17 protein-coding genes and 1 tRNA gene are annotated in these 20825 nt (G+C 34.5%); 13 read left to right on the top strand and 5 right to left on the bottom strand.

Going from position 1 to position 20825, the window contains the following annotated elements; translation table 11 throughout:
* Window positions 1–9 precede the first annotated feature (9 nt).
* The 3 genes from AACL20_RS02055 to AACL20_RS02045 all read right to left on the bottom strand — a co-directional run bounded on the left by AACL20_RS02055 (window position 10) and on the right by AACL20_RS02045 (window position 2185).
* Window positions 10–288, bottom strand: coding sequence for an HU family DNA-binding protein (locus tag AACL20_RS02055; protein WP_339052447.1), 279 nt, complete (start codon window positions 286–288; stop codon window positions 10–12).
* A 291-nt stretch (window positions 289–579) separates the two neighbouring features.
* Entirely contained in the window at window positions 580–954 is a 375-nt protein-coding gene (locus AACL20_RS02050; protein WP_339052659.1) for a MauE/DoxX family redox-associated membrane protein, read from the bottom strand.
* A gap of 649 nt (window positions 955–1603) precedes the next feature.
* Complete coding sequence (locus tag AACL20_RS02045) at window positions 1604–2185, bottom strand: nucleotide exchange factor GrpE (protein WP_339052446.1); 582 nt, start codon at window positions 2183–2185, stop codon at window positions 1604–1606.
* A 495-nt stretch (window positions 2186–2680) separates the two neighbouring features.
* Between AACL20_RS02045 and AACL20_RS02040 the strand changes: the two genes are divergently transcribed.
* From AACL20_RS02040 to AACL20_RS02020, 5 genes are all read left to right on the top strand, one after another.
* Window positions 2681–2756, top strand: a tRNA-Thr gene (locus AACL20_RS02040).
* A 52-nt stretch (window positions 2757–2808) separates the two neighbouring features.
* A complete protein-coding gene (locus tag AACL20_RS02035; RefSeq protein WP_339052445.1) occupies window positions 2809–3699 on the top strand; it encodes a stomatin-like protein in 891 nt (296 codons plus the stop codon).
* A gap of 21 nt (window positions 3700–3720) precedes the next feature.
* Window positions 3721–4935, top strand: a complete 1215-nt coding sequence (locus AACL20_RS02030; protein WP_339051785.1) for an IS256 family transposase — start codon at window positions 3721–3723, stop codon at window positions 4933–4935.
* Window positions 4936–5510: 575 nt separating this feature from the next.
* Window positions 5511–6101 carry a ribosome hibernation-promoting factor, HPF/YfiA family gene (gene hpf, locus AACL20_RS02025; protein WP_339052444.1) on the top strand — a complete coding sequence of 197 codons (591 nt, stop codon included), beginning with the start codon at window positions 5511–5513 and terminating at the stop codon, window positions 6099–6101.
* Window positions 6098–7252 (top strand): UDP-N-acetylglucosamine--N-acetylmuramyl-(pentapeptide) pyrophosphoryl-undecaprenol N-acetylglucosamine transferase, encoded by a 1155-nt coding sequence (locus AACL20_RS02020; protein WP_339052443.1) that lies wholly within the window; start codon window positions 6098–6100, stop codon window positions 7250–7252. The genes hpf and AACL20_RS02020 overlap by 4 nt, the downstream gene beginning before the upstream one ends.
* Before the next feature lie 1375 nt (window positions 7253–8627).
* On the opposite strand, the gene AACL20_RS02015 is transcribed toward AACL20_RS02020, so the two are convergent.
* Window positions 8628–9448 (bottom strand): IS5 family transposase gene (locus AACL20_RS02015; protein ID WP_339051669.1). Its coding sequence is split into 2 segments (ribosomal slippage): window positions 8628–9061 and window positions 9061–9448, totalling 822 coding nucleotides; the frame shifts between segments, so codons are not numbered across the junction.
* 172 nt (window positions 9449–9620) lie between these two features.
* Between AACL20_RS02015 and tsaB the strand changes: the two genes are divergently transcribed.
* From tsaB to AACL20_RS02000, 3 genes are all read left to right on the top strand, one after another.
* The gene (tsaB, locus tag AACL20_RS02010; RefSeq protein WP_339052442.1) at window positions 9621–10334 is read left to right on the top strand and encodes a tRNA (adenosine(37)-N6)-threonylcarbamoyltransferase complex dimerization subunit type 1 TsaB; all 714 of its coding nucleotides are present in this window, start codon (window positions 9621–9623) and stop codon (window positions 10332–10334) included.
* Window positions 10335–10600: 266 nt separating this feature from the next.
* Window positions 10601–11566 (top strand): ribonucleotide-diphosphate reductase subunit beta, encoded by a 966-nt coding sequence (locus AACL20_RS02005; protein WP_339052441.1) that lies wholly within the window; start codon window positions 10601–10603, stop codon window positions 11564–11566.
* A 3-nt stretch (window positions 11567–11569) separates the two neighbouring features.
* Window positions 11570–12127 (top strand): type II toxin-antitoxin system RatA family toxin, encoded by a 558-nt coding sequence (locus tag AACL20_RS02000; protein WP_339040469.1) that lies wholly within the window; start codon window positions 11570–11572, stop codon window positions 12125–12127.
* 25 nt (window positions 12128–12152) lie between these two features.
* Here AACL20_RS02000 and AACL20_RS01995 read toward each other — a convergent pair whose 3' ends face one another.
* Window positions 12153–12854, bottom strand: a complete 702-nt coding sequence (locus AACL20_RS01995) for a hypothetical protein (protein ID WP_339052439.1) — start codon at window positions 12852–12854, stop codon at window positions 12153–12155.
* Window positions 12855–13238: 384 nt separating this feature from the next.
* Here AACL20_RS01995 and ppdK point away from each other — a divergent pair, with 384 nt between their 5' ends.
* The 5 genes from ppdK to coaBC all read left to right on the top strand — a co-directional run bounded on the left by ppdK (window position 13239) and on the right by coaBC (window position 20479).
* Window positions 13239–15905: a pyruvate, phosphate dikinase gene (ppdK, locus tag AACL20_RS01990; protein ID WP_339052438.1), complete on the top strand. Its 2667-nt coding sequence runs from the start codon at window positions 13239–13241 to the stop codon at window positions 15903–15905.
* A gap of 774 nt (window positions 15906–16679) precedes the next feature.
* Window positions 16680–16910, top strand: a complete 231-nt coding sequence (locus tag AACL20_RS01985; protein ID WP_339052437.1) for a hypothetical protein — start codon at window positions 16680–16682, stop codon at window positions 16908–16910.
* Window positions 16888–17904 carry a hypothetical protein gene (locus AACL20_RS01980; protein WP_339052436.1) on the top strand — a complete coding sequence of 339 codons (1017 nt, stop codon included), beginning with the start codon at window positions 16888–16890 and terminating at the stop codon, window positions 17902–17904. Before AACL20_RS01985 ends, AACL20_RS01980 begins: the two co-directional genes overlap by 23 nt.
* A gap of 379 nt (window positions 17905–18283) precedes the next feature.
* Window positions 18284–19219, top strand: a complete 936-nt coding sequence (locus AACL20_RS01975) for an Rpn family recombination-promoting nuclease/putative transposase (protein WP_339052435.1) — start codon at window positions 18284–18286, stop codon at window positions 19217–19219.
* Window positions 19220–19297: 78 nt separating this feature from the next.
* The gene (coaBC, locus tag AACL20_RS01970; RefSeq protein ID WP_339052434.1) at window positions 19298–20479 is read left to right on the top strand and encodes a bifunctional phosphopantothenoylcysteine decarboxylase/phosphopantothenate--cysteine ligase CoaBC; all 1182 of its coding nucleotides are present in this window, start codon (window positions 19298–19300) and stop codon (window positions 20477–20479) included.
* Window positions 20480–20825: the final 346 nt, after the last annotated feature.

Raw genomic sequence — 20825 nt, 5'->3', positions numbered from 1 at the left:
TTACTACCTTTACTTGCGATTTACCGCCTCTTTCAAGTCTTTTCCAGGAATAAACTTTGGTCTTTTGCAAGCTGGGACATTGATCTTTTGTCCGTTTTGTGGATTGCGTACAACCTTAGCTCTTACATCTGCTACTTTAAATGCTCCAAAACCAACTATCCTGATCTCATCGCCATTTTCTAGCGCTTTTTGTATAGTGGATAATACAGCCGAAACAGCATCCGCAGCTTTAGTTTTAGAAACACTCATAGCACCAGCAACAGCTTCAATAAATTCAGTTTTATTCATTTATGATCCTCAATTATGATTATTTTAAGATGATAATTATCTCGACAGAGTATTTCAGACGCAAAAACATATCAAGATAATTTTAGGCTAGGCCGTGAAAATCTTATAAATTTTGTGCTTTTGTTTACCCTTAATGGCAATTTGGCTAGATTATACGCCTTAAGATTGTTAATAAAGTTATAGTATATGCGAAACTAATTCTTTAATGGCATAAGGTTTTACTACATAGATTATGTGAGATTGCTTAAAGAGATTAAATATATATTTATTATGCATATCATAATGAAAAATTTATAAAAATATGATATTATATGCCGCAAGAAATCCCATGCCAAAATTTTCAATTGCACTTATTACGCCAAGTGGAATATTTAGAGCACTTCCTAAACAGGCGCACTTTATTTTTTGACCTGATAATAAGCTTTTTACTACACCTATTCCGCTGATTGTCATTACTGTAAAAGTGACGATATTCATAAAAAGCGGCAGAAATGCGCATAGATACGATATTCCAATGCTGAATTCGACGAATGGATAGCAATATCCATAAAATCGAAACTTTTGCGCCAAAAGATCATATGCCGCAAATGCTTTGACAAATCCATTTATATCGAGAAACTTGAAAAGTGAAAGAAATATGAAGAAGTATGCCATAAAATATTGCATTAGTGTACCACCATTAGCATTGTGCATGGCAATCATCATTACACAAGATAGGGCAAAACAAAATATCAGAATAATAAAAAGAGAGGTGTATTTTGATAAGTAATCAGTTATTTTTTGCATAATTCCTCCATATAATGACATGATAGCACCTCGCTTTATAGATGATATATTTTTAGAAAGAGCAGGAAGTCTTAATACTTTTGGAGCTATAAGTTCATCATATAAACTAGAAGGTGAATCATAATTTGTTAAATTGTTGTTATTTTGCTAAAATTAGTGATGCTTTATAATTGAAAAGCAATGTTAGTCAAATTAAACATTTTACTAATTTATTTTTTTTGTGAAGATTATTTTTATATTATCGTCTGCTTTGATCAATCATTAATTTTTGATGAAGGCGTATTAAGATCTTCAAGATCTATTATAATCAAAAGCAAGATAGGTTTGCTGATGCGAAAGTTGATTTGTGTGGTAGTGGAAAAATAGTGCAGTGATATTTCACGTTTTGGCATGCCCTTGTTAATCAAGTCAATTTAGGCGAGTTGCTTAATTATAAAATAATTAGCAACCCGCATTGCATAAAGAGCATTTTGACTATGTCAATTTTTGAAATATTTATTTTTAGATTTCAGTTCGCTGATGTCTTGCTTTATCCAACAACTATAACTAGTGCTGGGCGTAACAAACGCGAGTCTATAATATATCCTGCTTGTACAACCTGAGCTATTGTATTTTTCTTCTTTGTTGCGTCTTCTTGCTGGCTCAGTGCTTCATGATACCTGTGATCAAACTCGCTTTCTATCTCTGGGTAAATTCTTTGAATACCATGTTTTTCGAATGCACTGAGCAATATTTTCTGCGTCATTAAAACACCATCACTCATGCTTTGCATTTCCGGCGTAATTTCAGCGTTATCTGAGATGTTTTCTGTTACTCTATACAAGTTTTCTAGAACCTCAACTAGTTCTTTTGCAAAGTTTGCAATGGCATACTTTTTTGCATCCTCGAGCTCACGCGCGAAGCGTTTTCTGAGATTATCATTCTCTGCAATCTCTAAGAGTAGCTTATTGTTCAACTCTTTCACAAGACTCTGCAGTTCTGCTACTTGATTTTTCTGCTCATTTTCTTTTTCTTCCACAACTAGTTTTGAATCTTCAGTAGTTACGTCCTGATTCGCATTTTGTTGTAATGTAGCATTATGCTCTTTTTCAGAATGGTTTTCTTGCTGCATTTTATTTTCCTGAAGCTTATCTGTTTGCATGATTAATACGTTTTAAAAAAGTATTTTGACAAATTCTCAGTATTAGATAGTATACCACTGAGACGATTTCAAGGCAAAAAACGGCTTTGGCGAAATATTGAGTTTGAATCGTTACATAACTGTTTTAAAATCGCAGCTACTATGTAACACGAGTTAAAGTATTTCGATATGAATTCACCTTTATTGAAAAAAGTTTTGAGAGTAGCAAATCGCTTGCGTATTTCATTTGAAATGAATATGGTTAGTTTTTCAAGTTATTATATATTGCTATCGAGCGAAAATATAAAAGAAATTTCACTATTTCTAGAATAAACTAAATACTGATTTTTATTTAACTTCGGGCAGACTAGCTATGCTCTATGTTAATTATATACAAGCTTAAAAAGATAGTGATGAATATACTTTCGGCAAGTGAAAAAAGTTGCTATTTTTTATAGCACTGTTAACAATACTGCATACCAAAACGCCGTTGTAGCTCAGTTGGTAGAGCAACGCATTCGTAATGCGTGGGTCTGGGGTTCGACTCCCTTCAACGGCACCAAAAATCGGGTTTTATTAGTAATTTACTTTAGTTTTAGGTAAAGGAGTGATACATGGAGCTTTTATTTTCTTTGGCTGTTATTATTTTTATTTTAGCGTTTTCTGCTATCAAAATTGTTCCGCAGCAAGAAGCTTGGATAGTTGAGAGATTTGGTAAATATCACCAATCCATGGTTGCTGGTCTGAATTTTATTATTCCATTCATCGATAGGGTCGCATACAAGCATACTCTAAAAGAAAGACCGATAGATGTTCTTGAACAAGCTGCTATTACAAAGGATAATGTAACTTTATTGCTTGATGGAGTTCTTTATGTTCGTATAGTAAATCCTGTTGATGCATCATACGGCGTTGAGAATCCTTATTATGCTGTTACACAGCTTGCACAAACATCAATGCGTTCTGCTATAGGAAAAATTTCTATGGATAATACATTCGAAGAGCGCGAATTGTTGAATGTGCAAATTGTAAATGCGATAAATGAAGCTGCCACTACCTGGGGCATACAATGTATGCGCTATGAAATACGAGATATTAAGCCACCAGTTGGTGTTGTGAAGGCAATGGAGACGCAGGTTGCAGCAGAGAGGCAGAAGCGTGCTGTTATACTTGAGTCTGAGGGACAGAAGCAAGCAACTATTAACTCTGCAGAGGCTAGAAAGTGTGAAGTTGTACTAAGTTCTGAAGCTATTATGACAGAGCAAGTGAACAGAGCAAAGGGTGAAGCTGAAGCAATAGAGATGATTGCAAATGCGACTGCAGCAAGCATAGTAAGGGTTGCTGCTGCTATCCAGAATAATGGTGGATATGATGCCGCAGCCCTTAGAGTTGCAGAACAATACATAGAGGCATTTAAACTTCTTGCTAAGGAGAATAATACTCTTATCATTCGAGTCTTTATCAAAGATTGTGTAAATTATAGTAGAGCCTATATTTGGAATTAATAAAGAATATAGGTAATTAGAATGAAGACAGAAAAGAATAAGAAAATAAATGAAGCGATAGATTTACTGATAGAAGGAGGAGCGGATTTAAAGACAGTACTGAAGCAGGATGGATTGATTAAGGAATTAACGAAGAGTATTTTGGAGAGAGCCTTGCAGGCAGAAATGTCTGAACACTTAGGTTATAACAAATATGATAGGTCTGAAACTGAGAATTGCAGGAATGGTCATTATAATAAGAATTTGATTACTGAGAATGGCAGTATCGAGTTAAATATTCCGCGAGATAGAGAAGGTAAATTTGCACCTGTAATTGTCTCCAAGAATCAAACAAGAATAGATGGTTTAGATCAAAAGATAATATCTCTGTATGCCAAGGGGATGAGTTTGTCTGATATCAAGATCCAATTACAAGAATTATATGGAGCAGAAGTTAGTGAGAGTTTAATTAGTAGGGTTACAGATGATGTAATTGATGAGGTTAGAATTTGGCAGAGTAGACCTCTTGAACCATTATATCCTATAGTATATTTTGATTGTTTAATAGTTAAGGTAAGGCAAGATAAACAGATAATTAATAAATCAGTATATGTTGCGCTGGGTATAGATTTACAGGGCCGGAAAGATATTTTAGGATTATGGATAAGTGAGAATGAAGGATCTAAATTCTGGCTTAGTAATTTTACTGAATTGAAGAATCGAGGATTAAAAGATATATTAATTGCCTGTAGTGATAACCTGACTGGTATGTCTGAAGCTATATGCGCAAGTTATCCCAAAACTGAGCATCAGCTTTGTATAGTACATCAAATTAGAAATAGCCTGAAGTATGTATCATATAAAGACAGAAAATTATTGGCATCAGATTTAAAGCTTATTTATAGCTCTGCTACTGAAGATGAAGCGCATCTTGCCCTAGAATCTTTTGATAAGAAATGGAGTAAACGATATCCACATATAGCAAAATCCTGGTATAATAATTGGGAGAATCTTGTAATATTTCTGCAATATCCAGAGAGTATCCGTAAGATAATTTACACTACAAATGCTATAGAATCGCTGAATAGTCAGTTGAGAAAAGTTACAAGAAATAAGCGTGTTTTCCCAAATGATGATTCGGTATTCAAGGTTTTATACCTAACGATTGATTATATTACCAAAAAATGGACCATGCCTATCTCTAACTGGAATGAAGCTATGGCTCATTTTATAATCAAATTTGATGGGAGATTTTAATGGCTCTAAAAAATTTACACAATCAATGGGATAAACCCTATCATTCCTTCTAATACAGGAGATGCAAGTGCTATGGTTGCGCAAGCTCTTGGCATCTTCAAAGGAATGAAGTCTTAAGATAAGGTTTGAATAAAGCTTGCTTTACTAAAAATGCTAAAAAGTGTTATTTTTTATCAATGCATTTTGATTTAGAGAGTATATATCTGATTTATATTTAAACTTAGATTTTAAAAAGAGCTAAGAAACGCGAGTTGTTAATTATAAAATAATTGGCAACTCCTCTAGATGTGTGCGAAAATTGAGTCAGGAGTGACCTTCCTAAAATTTTCAAAATGTATAAATTCAACGATCTTTGTATGGCAGATATGTTGTAAGTCATTACTAAAGTGACAAAACTTGTATATATGCATCTCTTTGTGCTATCGAAAAATCTGCCATACACTTTTAGTTATTAATCAGTAATTTGTGTTGTATACAAAATACATAAGGAGCATTTTAAAGACGCTAATTTTGAAAAGTATGACAAATATATACTACTTGTGATCAAAGATTTTTAATGTTTGGAGAAAATACAGATGGAAGTCATAATAACCGGAAAACATATTAGTATAGGTGATTCCTTGCGTGTTCATGTAGAAGAAAACCTGAAGTCCAGAGTTAAGAGATACTTTGAGAACGCAATTAGTGCTCATGTTACAATTTCTAAAAATAACAGTATGTTTCACTCGAACGTTATAGTGAACGATGGTACTGGGCGTGGCGTTGTAATAAAAAGTAATAACGAAGATGCAGATCCGTATAATAGTGTAGATGGCGCTATACAGAAAGCAGAGAGGCAATTGCAAAAATACAAAGAGCGTTTCAAGGATAAGCATAAAGTGCGCAGTGTTAGAGATCCTGAAGTGCTTGATGAACTAATGGCAACTAAATATGTGCTTGCAGCAAGTGATCATGAAGTTTTGGATGAATGTCCAATCGTTGTAGCAGAGAGACAATCTCCATTACTCAGAATGACTGTGAGTGATGCTGTTATGCATATGGATTTAATGGATTTAACTACGTTGTTATTCATTAACTTAGAAAGTGGAATGATAAGTGTTGTATACCGTAGAAAAGACGGCAAAATAGCTTGGATAGAAACACAAATTCCTTATATGGTAAAATGAAAGCTGATAAAAGAAATACGGTAGTAATCGCAACAGGTGGAACTGGTGGTCACGTATATCCTGCTGAAGCTCTTTCGCGCCATATAGAAAAGAAGTTTAATGTAGTATTTACAATAGATGATCGAGGATTTAATTTTATAAAAGATATTGTGGATGTATCGAAAGTTTTTAAGATCTTTAGTGTAAGTTCGGCAACTTTATTGTCTTCATACATAAAGATTTTACTTTTATTTGTGAATTGCTTGAGATTGGTCCATTTGTTTGTTGCCATAAAGCCTAGGTGCGTTGTATGTTTTGGTGGATATGCGTCTCTTGCTCCTGCTTTTGCTGCTTTTTTAATGAGGATTCCAGTTGTAGTACATGAACAAAATTCTGTCCTTGGAAAGTCTAATAAGATAATTTCATACTTTTGCAGGAGTTTAGCTGTCTCCTTTCCAGATACTGTTGGATTGCCAAGTACTGTATTAAATAAAGTTGTTGTAACTGGTTTGCCGATGCGGCCTGAGCTGCTTGACATAGCAAGAAGTACACAATATAAGGCAGAGTCAACTCCAACTCTTGTTGCGGGTGATGAAGTTGAAAACAGTGCCATATTAGGAAAAACAGAAAGTGATGCTGATCACTCCATTCTTTCTATTTTAGTAATAGGTGGAAGTCAGGGAGCAAAGGTATTTTCTGATATTTTTCCAAGTGCTATTAGTTTGCTACCGCTTGATAAGCAAAAACAGATTGCAGTGACTCAGCAGGTTAGGCAAGAGGATATGGAAAATGTTAATGAATTTTATAGCAAAACAAGCGCAAGAGTTGAGTTAAGCACTTTCTTTAAAGATATTGGGAGGAAAATTGCGACACATGACTTGATAATTTCAAGAGCTGGAGCAGCAACAGTATTTGAGTTAATTTTGTTTCAAAAGCAATCGATACTTGTGCCATTTCCAAGTGCAGCTGATAATCATCAATTCCATAATGCGATATTTATTCGTGATAATTTGGGGGCCATCTTGATTCCTCAAGATGAGTTTAGTAGTGCAAAGCTATGTGATATAATTCTTAGATTTTTAAGTAATAGGAGTGAATTGAAAACGTCTAGTAAAATAAATCGTAGATTTTTTTGTGAGAGTGCTGCGAAGAATCTTGCTGAATTACTTTAGGAGTTTTGAAGGTGAGTTATTTTCGACTGAAAATGTTATATACTGCAGGTAAAGTAAAGAGTTGGTATTTAACTTGCATGCACCACTTGAGTTGCTGATTAATAGCTTAAATATATGGGAGATTTTTTCAGCAAGAAAAAGATGTGTATATACAAGTTTTGCCACTTTAGTGTAAGTCTGCAACATGTATAACCTGCAGAAATAGTTGAATTGATTTTATATTTCGAAAAACTTTAGGTAAGTCGCTCCTGGTTCAATTTTCGTATATCGTGCTGTTAACAGCATCATATTTAGACGAGTTACTAATTATAAAATAGTTGGTAATTCGCGTTAGTATAATTAGTTCATTCTGAAGAATTAGTGCAGATTAGAAATGATGTGAAAAATTTAAGGATGAAAGTATATAAAGATTTGCAAAGTAATATTTATTTAACGTTAAGAATTTTGCAAAAAATGTATCCTAAAAAATAGATAATCGTTAGAATACAATTTTTGAAAGTCGCCTGAGTTGGTTTTACTGTCAGAGAAGATATAATGAAAGTTGACTTGAGGATGAAATTTCTGAAGTTTATCTTGGAAATGAAAATAGACCTCTTTCGAAACTAGCTTCTGGCAAAAAAGTGGTAGAAGATTTAGATACGGCAAGACAAGAGTATATATGAGGAGCTGCGAACACAAAATCGACGCACAAATTCTTGTCATAAGTAGAGTCCGCGAAAGATGTCTAATATTTTAATCTCAATTCTCTAACACGAAATATTATATTTATTGCATTCTTCAGAATAGAAGAATTAGATTGAAAAAGTTTAATAGACTTCTTCTTCAAACTTGTGTTAGTGCAGCAAGTGCAAGGAGTATACGGAGCTTATGGGAAGCACCGAAGTTGTACAAAGAAGTACATAAGCATCTCTCATGAAGGCTTAGGATACGACAAAGCAATTGTTCGCTGAAACAAGCGTTTGAAGAATCAGCCTAATGAAAGGTGAAAACTTATCTGTCAATTTATATAACGCGAGTTGCCAATTAATTGATTGCCGTGTGGTAGATTTTTAGCACTCTATATGTTGCTGATGGTTTTGAAAATAAACAAAAATAACATATGAAAAAGGTTTTTGCATCAAGGTACTGTTTTTTGATGATTTTATGAAAGATCTATTTATCCACATTGCCGGTAATTAGTAGCTTAGATGCTTCATATTAATTGGCAACTCGCGCTATATAGTAGAGTAATTTATCATGGCTTGGTAGAAATTGGCAATATTTGCGAATGTAATGTTTTGATCAAGTACAGATAACAGTTTTGATATTAGCTAAATACAAAAAAGTTCGTTGGTTTTTGAATTCTAGCGTATATTAGACCTCTTGCATAACCTATTTAAAGCTCAAAGTTATAGATACCAGCAAGTAAATTAAACCTTAAACCGAATCGTTTTCTTCTGTTCCTATAACGATCAGCGATAATTTTAAATCGTTTGATCATGCCTATGACGTTTTCATTTAAAACACGTTCACTAGACAATTGACGATTTTTCTTTTTATCTTTCCTGCTTAGTGGTCGCTTTTTTGTCTTTTTCTTTGGTAACTCTGAATTATAATGCAACTTATCAATGCCTTGATAACCAGTATCTGTAAGAACTTTAATCTCAGGGTGGATGTGAACTCCGGATTCTTTAAATAACCTGAAATCATGACGCTTGCCATTAGAAAAATTAGTGCAAATGATTTCTTTTTTCCTTTTATCCACAATAAGCTGAGTTTTTAGAGTATGTCGCCTCTTTTTTCCCGAATAAAAGTGCTTCTGTTTTTTTTAGGTCGTTCTATCGGTGTTTCAGTAGCATCAATTAACACAAGTTCGTATTCAGAATCGCTTTTTAGTAATGCTTTACGTCCAGGTAGTGAAAATCGTTTATCTTTAATTAGAGTATCTTCAATCCAACGTATATTACGATAACAGGCACTTTCACTTATTCCATAACTGCGGGAAATATGAAAATATGTCCTGTATTCACGCAAGTACTCAAGCGTCATGAGTAATCGATCTTCTAAAGCCAATTTATTGGGTTTTCCACCTTGAGACTTTAAAATAGCTTCAGCTTCTTTTAATATACTTAGTATAACTTCAAACGTTCCTCGTTTAATGCCAGTAAGCCTGCGAAACTCTTCTGCGTATTCATCTTTGATGTTTTCAAACTTCATGTTATCCTTGATAAAATCAAGGATTTTAATCAATTTATATGGTTATGCAAGAGGTCTATTTTTCCAGCAGTTCCTGTGTTCATATGATGAAGTCGGTCATTTGTAAGCATCCTATAACATATTTGTATATTGTATTTTTACATATAACACTTTTCAAATTGAGTTGGTTATTATGAAAATTTTAGCATTAGATACATGTTTTGGTACTTGCTCAGTGACGTTGTTGATAGACGGAAGTGTACATATAACAAAGCTTGAAGAACGTTATTCAATGCAAGCAGAAAGGCTTTTACTAATGATTGAGGAATTATTGAGCGAAGCAAACTTAATATATAGTGATTTAGATTATATATCTGTTACTATTGGGCCAGGTGGCTTTACAGGAGTGAGGATAGGTCTTGCTGCTGCATATGGAATATGTATAGTCTCTAAAATACCATTGATATATTTTAGTACACTTGAGGTTGTTGCTTTTGAGTCAGAATATAATACAAAGAAGTTTCCACTCAAGGTCATTGCTTTAAACGCAAGTTTTGACAAGTTTTATTGTCAGTCCTTTATAAGTTCCAGTATTAAAAATACGATTGATTTAGAAGATCAATTTAAGTCAATTATGGAGCCATGTATTGTAGATATAGATTTCTTAAATGAAGTTGCGCAGCGCTATGAAGTATTTGGTAATTACTCACTACACAATAGATCGTTATATAATAGTGAGCCAGAGAAGTACGGGTTAAAAAAAGTTATTATGCCAACAGCAAATGGCTTAGCGTTATTGTCATATGAAAAAATTATAAATGATAATGTGGGTTCGAACATGATAGATTTTGCAAATCGTGGCGATATCAAGTTTATTGAGCCTATATACTTGCGTTCATTCATTTAGGAGTAAAATTATTACTGTTTTTGTTTGCAGCGGAAATATAGTAGGAGTATAATTGCCTAAACAATTTGGTGAGAATGAAAAAAAGAAATCGAATTTTACAGTGTGTCTTTATATTATTTGAAGCATGGCATATGCTTAGCTCATGCATTTGATGTTTATCATACATAGAATATGCAACTATACTTAGTGTTTCAAGTTTTCTCTCCTATATTTTATTGTTTTATAATTTGCATTATTTCATTAACTAAAAAATTTACTTGTATCACATGTCACTTTTATCATCAGCTCCTATATATAAGCCATTTAAATATCCATGGGCGTATGACGCTTGGAAACTGCAGCAGCAATTGCACTGGCTACCAGAGGAAGTCCCAATGGCAGATGATGTTCAGGATTGGAAGCATGAGCTGACTGAGAATGAAAGACATCTGCTTACTCAAATTTTTAGATTTTTTACCCAGGCTGACATTGAGGTGAATAATTGCTATATGAAGCATTATGCCAGAGTTTTCCAGCCAACAGAGGTGCAGATGATGTTGGCTGCATTCTCTAATATGGAGACAATACATATAGATGGTTATTCTCAGTTGCTCGATACTATAGGGATGCCGGATGTTGAATACCAGGCCTTCATGAAATATAAGGAAATGAAGGATAAGTATGATTATATGCAAAATTTTAATGTCGATTCTAAGCTTGAGATAGCCAAGACCTTAGCTGTATTTGGTGCTTTTACAGAAGGACTGCAACTTTTTGCTTCATTTGCTATGCTGCTTAACTTCCAGAGATTTGGCAAGATGAAAGGTATGGGGCAGATAATTACTTGGTCTGTGCGAGATGAGACTTTGCATACAGACTCTATAATTAAGCTTTTCAGGACTTTTGTACATGAAAATCCAGAAGTTTTTGTACCTGAGCTTCATGAATTTTTATACGAAGCGTGCAGAACTATAGTTCATCATGAAGATGCATTTATAGATCTGGCATTTGGCTTTGATGGCGCAATAGAAGGTATGTCATCTGGTGATATTAAGTTATATATCAGATATATAGCTGATCGTAGATTAAAACAGCTTGGGATGACTCAAATATATAATGTTGAGAAAAATCCGTTACCTTGGCTTGACGAAATGCTTAATTCTCCAGAACATACTAATTTTTTTGAAAATAGGGTGACTGAGTATACAAGAGCTGCAACCACTGGAACATGGGAAGAAGCATTTGCGAAGTAGTGATTGTTACTGCATTGTTTAGTAAAAATTTTTAGTCAATTTGCAATAAAATGTTTAATGCATACTTTTCAAAAAACAATAAGCTTAGATAGTGATATAGAAAGTGTATATCGCTTGATATCAGATATTCAAAAGTACCATGAGTTTATTCCTTGGTGTTCTGCGAGTAAAATAATATCTCGAGAGGTAATAGAGCGTAATGAGAAGTCTGATGCTGTTATTCTGGAAAAATTAGTTGCTGATCTTAATATTGGTTTTGGTTTTATAACGCAGAAATATTCCTCATTAGTTCTTTTGTCTCCACCAAGAGTAATTGAGGATGATCAGCATGGTATGGTGAAATATAGTGTTGCATCTGTGATTGCTGAGGTGCTTGAATCTGCCACTATTCAATTTTTAAAAACTTCTTGGAAGTTGAGGGAAGTGTCGGAGAATAACACGGAGGTAGATTTTCATATTGAAATTGAGCTTGCCTCAAAAACGTTTTCTGTGATGCTTTCTAAGTTATTTCCTGGATTATGTGATAAGATGGTAGAAGCATTTTCCAAGAGATTGTTTTAGAATTCAAGGGATAGACTATTTACTTTTATAACTCATCATCTATCCAATGATCTGTGTGATTTGTAACTAATATATCTTGGTATAAAATACCTTGATCCTCAAATTTGTTTTTTACAAATTGTAACGGCATGTTGTAATAGTCTGCTGCAAACAAAAAATCATCCCAAACTGATGCAAGTGTTTCAGCATATTCACAAGCAGCAGGCTCTCCTTTAAATAATACATTATAATACGGCATCAATATAGCTTCAACCATATGCATAACTGTGTGAGGCTTCTCATATATTTCGTCATAATAAGGTTGCATAAAATCTGGCGGTCCTAAGTTGAAATATTCCACAGATTCAAATGGAGAAGTAGAGAAAAATTCTAATACCCTATGTAACGGCACTCTTTCAAGAAAAGCATTTGGTAATACGCTTATTACAGCCTTAGCCGATGTGTGTATCATCAAGCCAATTCCAACTTCATATGCATGGTGCTCTAAATAATCAGAAAGCGAATATTCTTCATGCTTTTCACACTGCACAGTGTTTGCAGGAAAATTATTCCCTTTATAACTATTTACGATAGATCTACCAGTTACGATATCATTTAATAAATCCGCAATGAATATATTAGCTGACCTTATCGCACCAAATATTATACTCTCGCATAATTTATCCGTAATCAATCCAAGCGCAAAAAACCTAGTAGTTTGCATGAGACCTAAGTTTCGTATTAACATCCACACCCCTTTCAGTATTTCACAAGCGTCATGGACTTATATTAAAAATATTTGCAATAGTCAAATGATATGTGTATACAAGTGCTAGGAGTTTGGTACTTTATATCTGGTACGCTAAATGTACACGATTGTTTAAATAGCTAGATTTTTCATACTGAGATCTAAGAGATTATATCGTATACCGCAGGTAAATGAAGAATTGGTGTTTATTATGGTACTGCCTTCATAAGTGCTAGCGTGAGGATTTTTTGTGGTCCAACGTATATGTGTGAAACATGAAAAAGTTAAATTAAGCAACTAGAGAGCTGTAGTTTATCCTAATTATAAGTATCGGCTATAATCCCAACTTAACTTATTAATCAATCTAAGACGAAGAATAATTGGATGAAACCAGAAACTGTTCAATACGTCTATAAATTTAGTCAAAATCATATTGACGGAGATTGCTCAATGAAGTCTCTGCTTGGTTCTAAAGGTGCAAATCTTGCAGAAATGCTTAAGATTGATATACCAGTACCACCTGGTTTTACTATTTCTACAGCTGCTTGTTTCGAATATTATCAGAACTCCAGATCTTTGTTGGATGTAATAAAGAGTCAAGTCGTTGAAGGAATTATTCATCTAGAAAATACTCTTGGAAAAAGGTTTGGTGGACCAAATAGTAACTTACTTGTTTCTGTAAGGTCTGGTGCTGCAATCTCAATGCCTGGTATGATGGATACAATATTGAACTTGGGGCTAAACGATAGTTCAGTTAAGTTACTTGCTACAAGCTCAAAGAACGAAAGATTTGCGTATGATAGTTATAGAAGATTTATTCAAATGTATTCTTCTGTAGTACTTGGCATAGATTTATATGAATTTGAAAAAATCTTTAATAATCATAAAAGAAGGGAAAACATCTCTCAAGACCAAGATATTGATTCAACATTAATGAATAAGATCATAGATGAATATAAAGATCTAATAATAAAAAGAACAGGAAGAGAATTTCCAGAAGACCCATGGGAACAACTTTGGGGTGCTGTGTGTGCAGTTTTTGACTCTTGGCATAGTAACAGAGCAAAGAAATATAGAGCTATTCATTCAATATCAGATGATATATGGACAGCTGCGAATGTACAGGCAATGGTATTTGGTAACTTTGGTGACAACAGTGCAACTGGTGTAATGTTTACGCGCTGCCCATCAAATGGAGAGAACAGAATATTTGGTGAGTTTTTGCCTAATGCTCAAGGAGAGGATATAGTATCTGGTACCTATACCCCATTGCCAATTTCCATTAGTTGCAAACCTGAGTTTGGAGGTAGTGATATAGAATCACTTGAGGAGAAAATGCCTCAAATTTTTTCTAACCTAATTGAAATAGCTGAGAAACTTGAGAACCACTACAAAGAAATGCAAGATATAGAATTCACAATTGAGGATGGAAAATTGTGGATTTTACAAACTAGAACTGGAAAAAGAAGTGCTCAAGCCAATATCAAAATTGCTTTAGATATGCTTGATGATAGAATTTTATCAGATAAAGAAGCTCTTATGAAAGTTAGTGCAAAAAACATAGAGCAGTTGATACACCCAGTAATAGATCCAAATGAAACAAGCAAAGTGATTGCAAGAGGGCTTCCTGCTTCTCCTGGGGCTGCTAGCGGACAGATTGTTTTTTCATCACAAGCCGCAGAAGATATGTCACGAAGTAGAAGTGTGATACTAGTGAGGCATGAAACTAGCCCAGAAGATATTGCTGGTATGAACGCATCTTGCGGAATACTAACTGCACGTGGTGGCATGACTTCTCATGCAGCTGTTGTTGCAAGAAGTATGGGAAAGCCGTGTGTATGTGGAGCATCTAGCATAACAATAGATGTAGAGAAGAGGACGCTGAAGATCGGCACTACGATCCTTAAAGAAGGTGATTGGATCACGATAAATGGAATGAATGGAGATATAATTGCAGGTAAAGTAGCAACAGTCTTACAAGGCGTTTCTAATGAATATAGAAGAATAACAAAAATTGCAGACAGCTTTGCTAAAATGTCAGTGATGGCAAATGCTGAGACTAAGCAAGATGCTAAAATAGCTTTAGAATTTGGTGCGCTTGGAATAGGGCTATGTAGAACGGAACATATGTTTTTTCAGTCTGAGAGAATATTTTGGATGCGCAAAATGATTCTTTCGAAAGAAAAAGAAGAAAGAGTAAAAGCGCTTAACATGTTATTGCCGTATCAGCAGCAGGATTTTCTTGATCTTTTTGAAATTATGCTGGAAAAGCCTATTGTAATTAGATTGCTTGATCCACCGTTGCATGAATTTCTCCCACTGACAAATGAGGAAATAGAGAGATTTGCAGGGGCTAGTGGCAATAGTGTAGATTATGTTGCAACTGAGATTGCAAGATTAAAAGAAGTAAATCCAATGCTTGGGCATAGAGGTTCTAGGCTTGCTGTTACGTATCCGGAGATCTACTCAATGCAAGTGAAGGCTATTCTACTTGCTGCGAGGCAATTTGCACAGCAAGCCGGTATCTATATTATTCCTGAAATAATGGTGCCGCTTATTATGAACGCAGCTGAGCTGCAAATAGTTAAAAAAATTGTTTGTGAAACTGCTTTGGAATTAAAGGCTCAGTTCGACTTTGAAGCTAAATTTTTGTTCGGAACTATGATAGAGCTACCAAAACTTGCTCTTGAAGCAGATAAAATAGCTCCACTCGTTGATTTTTGTAGCTTTGGTACAAATGACCTAACACAAATGGTCATGGGTATCTCTCGAGATGACTGTGCCAAGTTTTTACCAACATATCTAGAACAAAAGATTTTTCAGAAAGATCCGTTTGTTTCGATAGATACAAACGGAGTTGGCCAACTTATCAGACTTTCCGTGCAAAAAGCCAAATCAACAAACCCAAACATTAAGTTAGGTGTTTGTGGAGAGCATGGAGGGGATCCAGAATCAATAAAATTTTTTCACGATTCAGGTCTAGATTATGTTTCATGTTCGCCATACAGAGTTTCTATAGCAAGGCTCGCAGCTGGGCAATCTGCATTGTAATATTGATTTTGGTAAATATAGTGAATAATTTTAGTATATTTTCATTTATTACACTAGCGCGAGTTGTTAATAATCTGAGTATACAAGTTTCGTAACTTTAATAGCGTCTGCAACATATAATACTTCTTTGCAAAAATCGTTGAATTTTATCTTTCACAAACTTTAGAAAGGTTGTTCATGACTAAAGTTTCGAAACATATTCATTAAGTTTTTTTGAACACTTGATTTCAGTTAAGGCAAGTGCAAGGAACATACGGAGTCACACAAGTCGCATGCGGCACGAAGTATATGAGCATTCCATTAAGCTAAGGATACGACAAAGCAATTGGCTGCTAAAGCAAACGTTTGAAGAAGTTTAATCATTAGATTCTCTCATGTTAATCATCTGATATTTACACAAAGTTCTTTGCTGAGGCTATATACTAGTAATATTTTCAAAACTGACGCCTTTTTATCAGACCGTTTGTTGTTATTGATTTTACACACATGCACCCTTAGTTCTTCCTAATTCTTTTTGAGATATAACTTCATATATGTATAAGTTTTAAATGCCAACTCTTCATTTACCAGGGGTTATACAACTAATACGATATAACTAAACTTTTAGTTGTTGCTAAAGAGCACTGCTTCCTTTATAATTCGCAGATCAAACTTCAGGGTATTTTTATTGTGAGTATATAAGAGATTTTTTGTAAATGAGATTGATACTACATCAAAGGTTTGTTTTCTAGGTTACTCAGTATATTAAAAAAACTATAAACACGGAGAAAGATTATGAATTGGAGCATATACCCGACATTCGCAAGCTTCCTTGTGCAACCAGGGCCAACTACAGTGAGTCAGTTAGATGAATTGCATGGAGCTGACTTAAGTGTTGCTCTAGAAGGAGCATCACCTTTGCAAAGAGAAATGATGTTAGCAGCTATTCAATTTCATTTACGTACTCCTAGTGCAGATGGTGAGCGTTATTTGAGGGAAGTAGATGGTTGTATATACCACTCGTGACGAAAGTATAGTAGAAGAACGCACAATAGAAGAACAACGCGCGACATTTGAAGCATTAAGATTAACTGGAGTTACATTTGAAGAAGTAATGACAGCTCCTCGTTTAATATTAAATACCTTGGGGAGTACCATGTGCAACATATTTCATCATGCATTTCTCGATGCACTATTTCTTGGACGTATGTCTTTTATTTATGATACAGCACATGAAGCACGCAATTACTTGCTAAGTTCAGTAACTAGTACAGGAGAGTTCTATCTACCACAGCAAGCGCGTGCTTTTTTAGCAACAGTACTGCTGAATGAGCCAGAACTAATATTGAATATAAGACACGAAAGACGAGAAGATAGCAATCATATTTTTCAAGAAATCACTCAAGAGCATATCACAGCAGCGCTTAATACAGTAGTACACAACCCATGGGCTGCAGTATATTTTCTCACTCACATAGAGCAAATACAAAATACTGCAAGAAACATAAATGCAAGTGTGATTGCTGGTATACTCAATGCTCAAAATGACCAACATATCATGCAAGCATTTCATACAATAATGCAAGATCCGCAAACAATGTCGTTTTTGTCGCAAAATCTAGATGTTGTTGCTTTCATGCTATTTAGAGAGTATATGAATGCTGAAGGGTTACGTGATGCCATCCATCATGAAGCAATTACTCATGCCATAGGAATAAATGATATTGCTTTAGAATTAGCTATTGAAGTAGTACGTGCACATAACTCACGCTTAATTACTGACCCTATACATATTGGAGCAATGGGTGGTGAGGTTCTACATAATGACATGGCAGAATTAATATTCAATCATCTTAATGCACATGAAATTCTGCAGGTGATCAGAGCAGAAGAAGAGTACTTTGACGCTAGAGATCAATTTGACTTCGAGCAGCAAGAGCAAGATGCGCAAATTGCTCTTGCGATGGATTTATCGCCTGAGCCTAATTTTTTCAGCATGGATATACTGTTGAATAGTTAGAAGAGATATAGGTTTTTGTTTGTCGCATTTAAGGAACTTTGTTGCATAAATAAGCATGTGCATTAGATAGTGCACCCTAGCTAATTTTTGCACATTTCACTTCTCCAAAAAAATTGATTTGCTTGCGCAAATCAATTTTTGGCGGATGAGCTAGATAGTACGCGCGCTAAAAGTCTCAGAAGAGGTATGAAATGCTGCCCGTGTGGTGTCAAAATAATTTAAGAAAGCATGAGTGCTATGATTCGCAAGAAAGCCTACATGCAAACTCAACATCATTTAATCAGCATTTTCAGAATAATTCCTAGATATTCCCTGCATTTCAAGCTAGAATATGCAGTATGCGTTTATCATAATCAAACATTGCATAAAAAAGTAAAAAATGTCACTTTCCAAATATCTAGATCCTAAAAATGATGTTGCGTTTAAGAAGATCTTTGGCACTGAAAAGAACAAAGATATTCTGATACATTTCATCAATGATGTTTTGGAAATGAGAGGACTAAATGAGATTCAATCTGTGGAGTTCTTAAGTCCTGTTCAGGATCCAGAAATCGCATATCAAAAGCAGTCTATTGTTGATGTGCTTTGCAAAGACGCAAGTGGCGTTCAATACATAATAGAGATGCAGATCTCTCCAAGCAAAGGTTTTGAGAAAAGAGCGCAGTATTATGCAGCTAAAGCTTATGGAAGACAGGCAGCAAGAGGGTCTGATGGAATGGGCCTTTATTGCAATTTAAAGAAAATAATCTTTATAGCAATCCTAGATTGCGTGCTCTTTCCAGAGAAGGAAAGTTATAAATCAGATCATATTATTCTAGACAAAGTTACTTACGAAAATGACTTAAAAGATTTCTCATTTACGTTTATTGAACTGCCAAAATTTAAGAAGAAGCCAGGAGATAAGCTAGATAACATCTTGCAAAAGTGGTGTTATTTCTTTAAGTATGCAGATCAAACATCTGAGTCTGATTTGCAAAAGATAATAGAAAGCGATTTAATAATCAAAAGAGCATATGAAGCACTAGACCAGTTTGGTTGGTCAGAGCAAGAGTTGCTGTCATATGAAGAGCAGCAAAAACGTATCCTAGATCATCAATCTATGCTAGACGCGGCTCTGGATAAAGGAATGAATATAGGTCTTGAGAAAGGTATAGCCGAAGGCCTTGAGAAAGGCAAAGTAGAAGGCAAACTCAAAGAAAAAAAAGCCCTTGCCATGCGCTTGCTTGCTAAGAACACTGATATTCAGTTTATTTCAGAGGTTACTGAACTTTCTGAAGCAGAAATACTTAAGCTAGTATGCGCTGCAAATTCTTGAAGTATAGCATATATTGACCTTGATTCTATGTTTCAAGGTATACTTACTGATAGCTTTCAAACATATGACTTATGATAAATGCAACAAAAGATAATTTTGGGTGTTACTGGTAGCATAGCTGCTTATAAATCTATTGATTTAGCAAAACTGCTATTATCTGCCGGATTTGACGTGATTATAGTACTCACTGAATGCGCAGAGAGCTTTATTTCGTCTATGACATGGCGTGCACTTTTTCCAAATAGAGTATATACATATGATGCAACGCTGCAAAGTGATGCAATGCTTCATATAACGCTGGCAAAAGATGTAGATTTGATATTAATTGCACCTGCATCTGCAAATTTTATTGCAAAACTAGCACATGGTTTTGCAAACTGTTTGTTGTCATTAATATGTCTTGCGGCGCGCTCTAAAATCATGCTAGCTCCTGCTATGAACACCAAGATGTGGGAGAATTTTATTGTTCAAAACAATGTAAATATCTTATTAAATAACTCTATTAGAATTATTGGGCCAGAATTTGGATCTCAAGCGTGCGGAGATATAGGAATGGGCCGTATGAGTGAGGTTGATAATATATCACATCACTGTATTTTAGAAACACGAGATCAACTGCTAAGCGGTAAATCTGTTGTTATTACCTCAGGTCCAACTAGAGAAAAACTAGATCCTATTAGATTTATTAGCAATTATAGCTCTGGTAAAATGGGTTATGCGCTTGCATTATCATCTTTTTATGCAGGAGCTAAAGTTTCATTGATTAGTGGTCCTACTGATATAAATTATCCAAGCTTTTTAAATGTTACTTATGTTGAATCTTCAGAGAAAATGTTGGAAATATCATTATTAGAATGCAGAAATGCAGATATTTTCATAGGGTGCGCAGCAGTGTCAGACTATAAGCCACTAAATTATTCACGGCATAAGATCAAAAAGCTTGCTGGCAAATCTTCAATGAATTTGGGGTTGTCTGTAAATCCTGACATTATATCAGAAGTAAAAATTGCATTTCCTAACTTATTTTGTGTGGCATTTGCAGCTGAGACGAATGATCTCATTAAAAATGGCCATGAGAAGCTTGTAAATAAGAATGTTGATATGATTGCAATAAATGATGTATCAGAAAATAAAGTATTTGGAGAAGACTTTAATGAATTGCAAGTTATTACTAGAGACAAAATAATACACAATATACATAGAGCAAATAAAAATATGATTGCTGATAAGTTGCTTGAGATAGTAATGCAGTATCTTTGATTGGATACTAAATACAATTTGATGGCAAATTATAGAATGATTTGCAACTCACATTAACAAATAGCAAATCTTAGAAATATAGAAATCTCTCATATATAATTCTGTACACAATTTCTTGCTAAGCAATATGGCAAATTATATAGCATAAGAGTTGTGATAAAAGCATTGCAATTGTAGACAGCGCCAATTACAATCCAGGATTGAGGGTGGTGTATTTTTAATATAATTGGTGCTGCATGGTTTGTAGACCTTGTCAGTTCTCTTTTTGTTGTAAATTTTCTGCCTTGATTTGTCACGTTTGTAGGTTCGTTCTAGCTTTTGTTTTTTCTTTTACTAAAGAGTTAAT

Source organism: Candidatus Lariskella endosymbiont of Epinotia ramella, assembly GCF_964019805.1.
Taxonomy (GTDB): domain Bacteria; phylum Pseudomonadota; class Alphaproteobacteria; order Rickettsiales; family Midichloriaceae; genus Lariskella.
This window is presented reverse-complemented; position numbering and strand designations above follow the sequence as displayed.

What these genes read in the sequence shown, in the direction of transcription:
- AACL20_RS02055 (WP_339052447.1), bottom strand. Translation starts at nt 288, where the DNA reads ATGAATAAAACTGAATTTATTGAAGCTGTTGCTGGTGCTATGAGTGTT.
- AACL20_RS02050 (WP_339052659.1), bottom strand. Translation starts at nt 954, where the DNA reads ATGCAATATTTTATGGCATACTTCTTCATATTTCTTTCACTTTTCAAG.
- AACL20_RS02045 (WP_339052446.1), bottom strand. Translation starts at nt 2,185, where the DNA reads ATGCAGCAAGAAAACCATTCTGAAAAAGAGCATAATGCTACATTACAA.
- AACL20_RS02035 (WP_339052445.1), top strand. Translation starts at nt 2,809, where the DNA reads ATGGAGCTTTTATTTTCTTTGGCTGTTATTATTTTTATTTTAGCGTTT.
- AACL20_RS02030 (WP_339051785.1), top strand. Translation starts at nt 3,721, where the DNA reads ATGAAGACAGAAAAGAATAAGAAAATAAATGAAGCGATAGATTTACTG.
- hpf (WP_339052444.1), top strand. Translation starts at nt 5,511, where the DNA reads ATGGAAGTCATAATAACCGGAAAACATATTAGTATAGGTGATTCCTTG.
- AACL20_RS02020 (WP_339052443.1), top strand. Translation starts at nt 6,098, where the DNA reads ATGAAAGCTGATAAAAGAAATACGGTAGTAATCGCAACAGGTGGAACT.
- tsaB (WP_339052442.1), top strand. Translation starts at nt 9,621, where the DNA reads ATGAAAATTTTAGCATTAGATACATGTTTTGGTACTTGCTCAGTGACG.
- AACL20_RS02005 (WP_339052441.1), top strand. Translation starts at nt 10,601, where the DNA reads ATGTCACTTTTATCATCAGCTCCTATATATAAGCCATTTAAATATCCA.
- AACL20_RS01995 (WP_339052439.1), bottom strand. Translation starts at nt 12,854, where the DNA reads ATGTTAATACGAAACTTAGGTCTCATGCAAACTACTAGGTTTTTTGCG.
- ppdK (WP_339052438.1), top strand. Translation starts at nt 13,239, where the DNA reads ATGAAACCAGAAACTGTTCAATACGTCTATAAATTTAGTCAAAATCAT.
- AACL20_RS01985 (WP_339052437.1), top strand. Translation starts at nt 16,680, where the DNA reads ATGAATTGGAGCATATACCCGACATTCGCAAGCTTCCTTGTGCAACCA.
- AACL20_RS01980 (WP_339052436.1), top strand. Translation starts at nt 16,888, where the DNA reads ATGGTTGTATATACCACTCGTGACGAAAGTATAGTAGAAGAACGCACA.
- AACL20_RS01975 (WP_339052435.1), top strand. Translation starts at nt 18,284, where the DNA reads ATGTCACTTTCCAAATATCTAGATCCTAAAAATGATGTTGCGTTTAAG.
- coaBC (WP_339052434.1), top strand. Translation starts at nt 19,298, where the DNA reads ATGCAACAAAAGATAATTTTGGGTGTTACTGGTAGCATAGCTGCTTAT.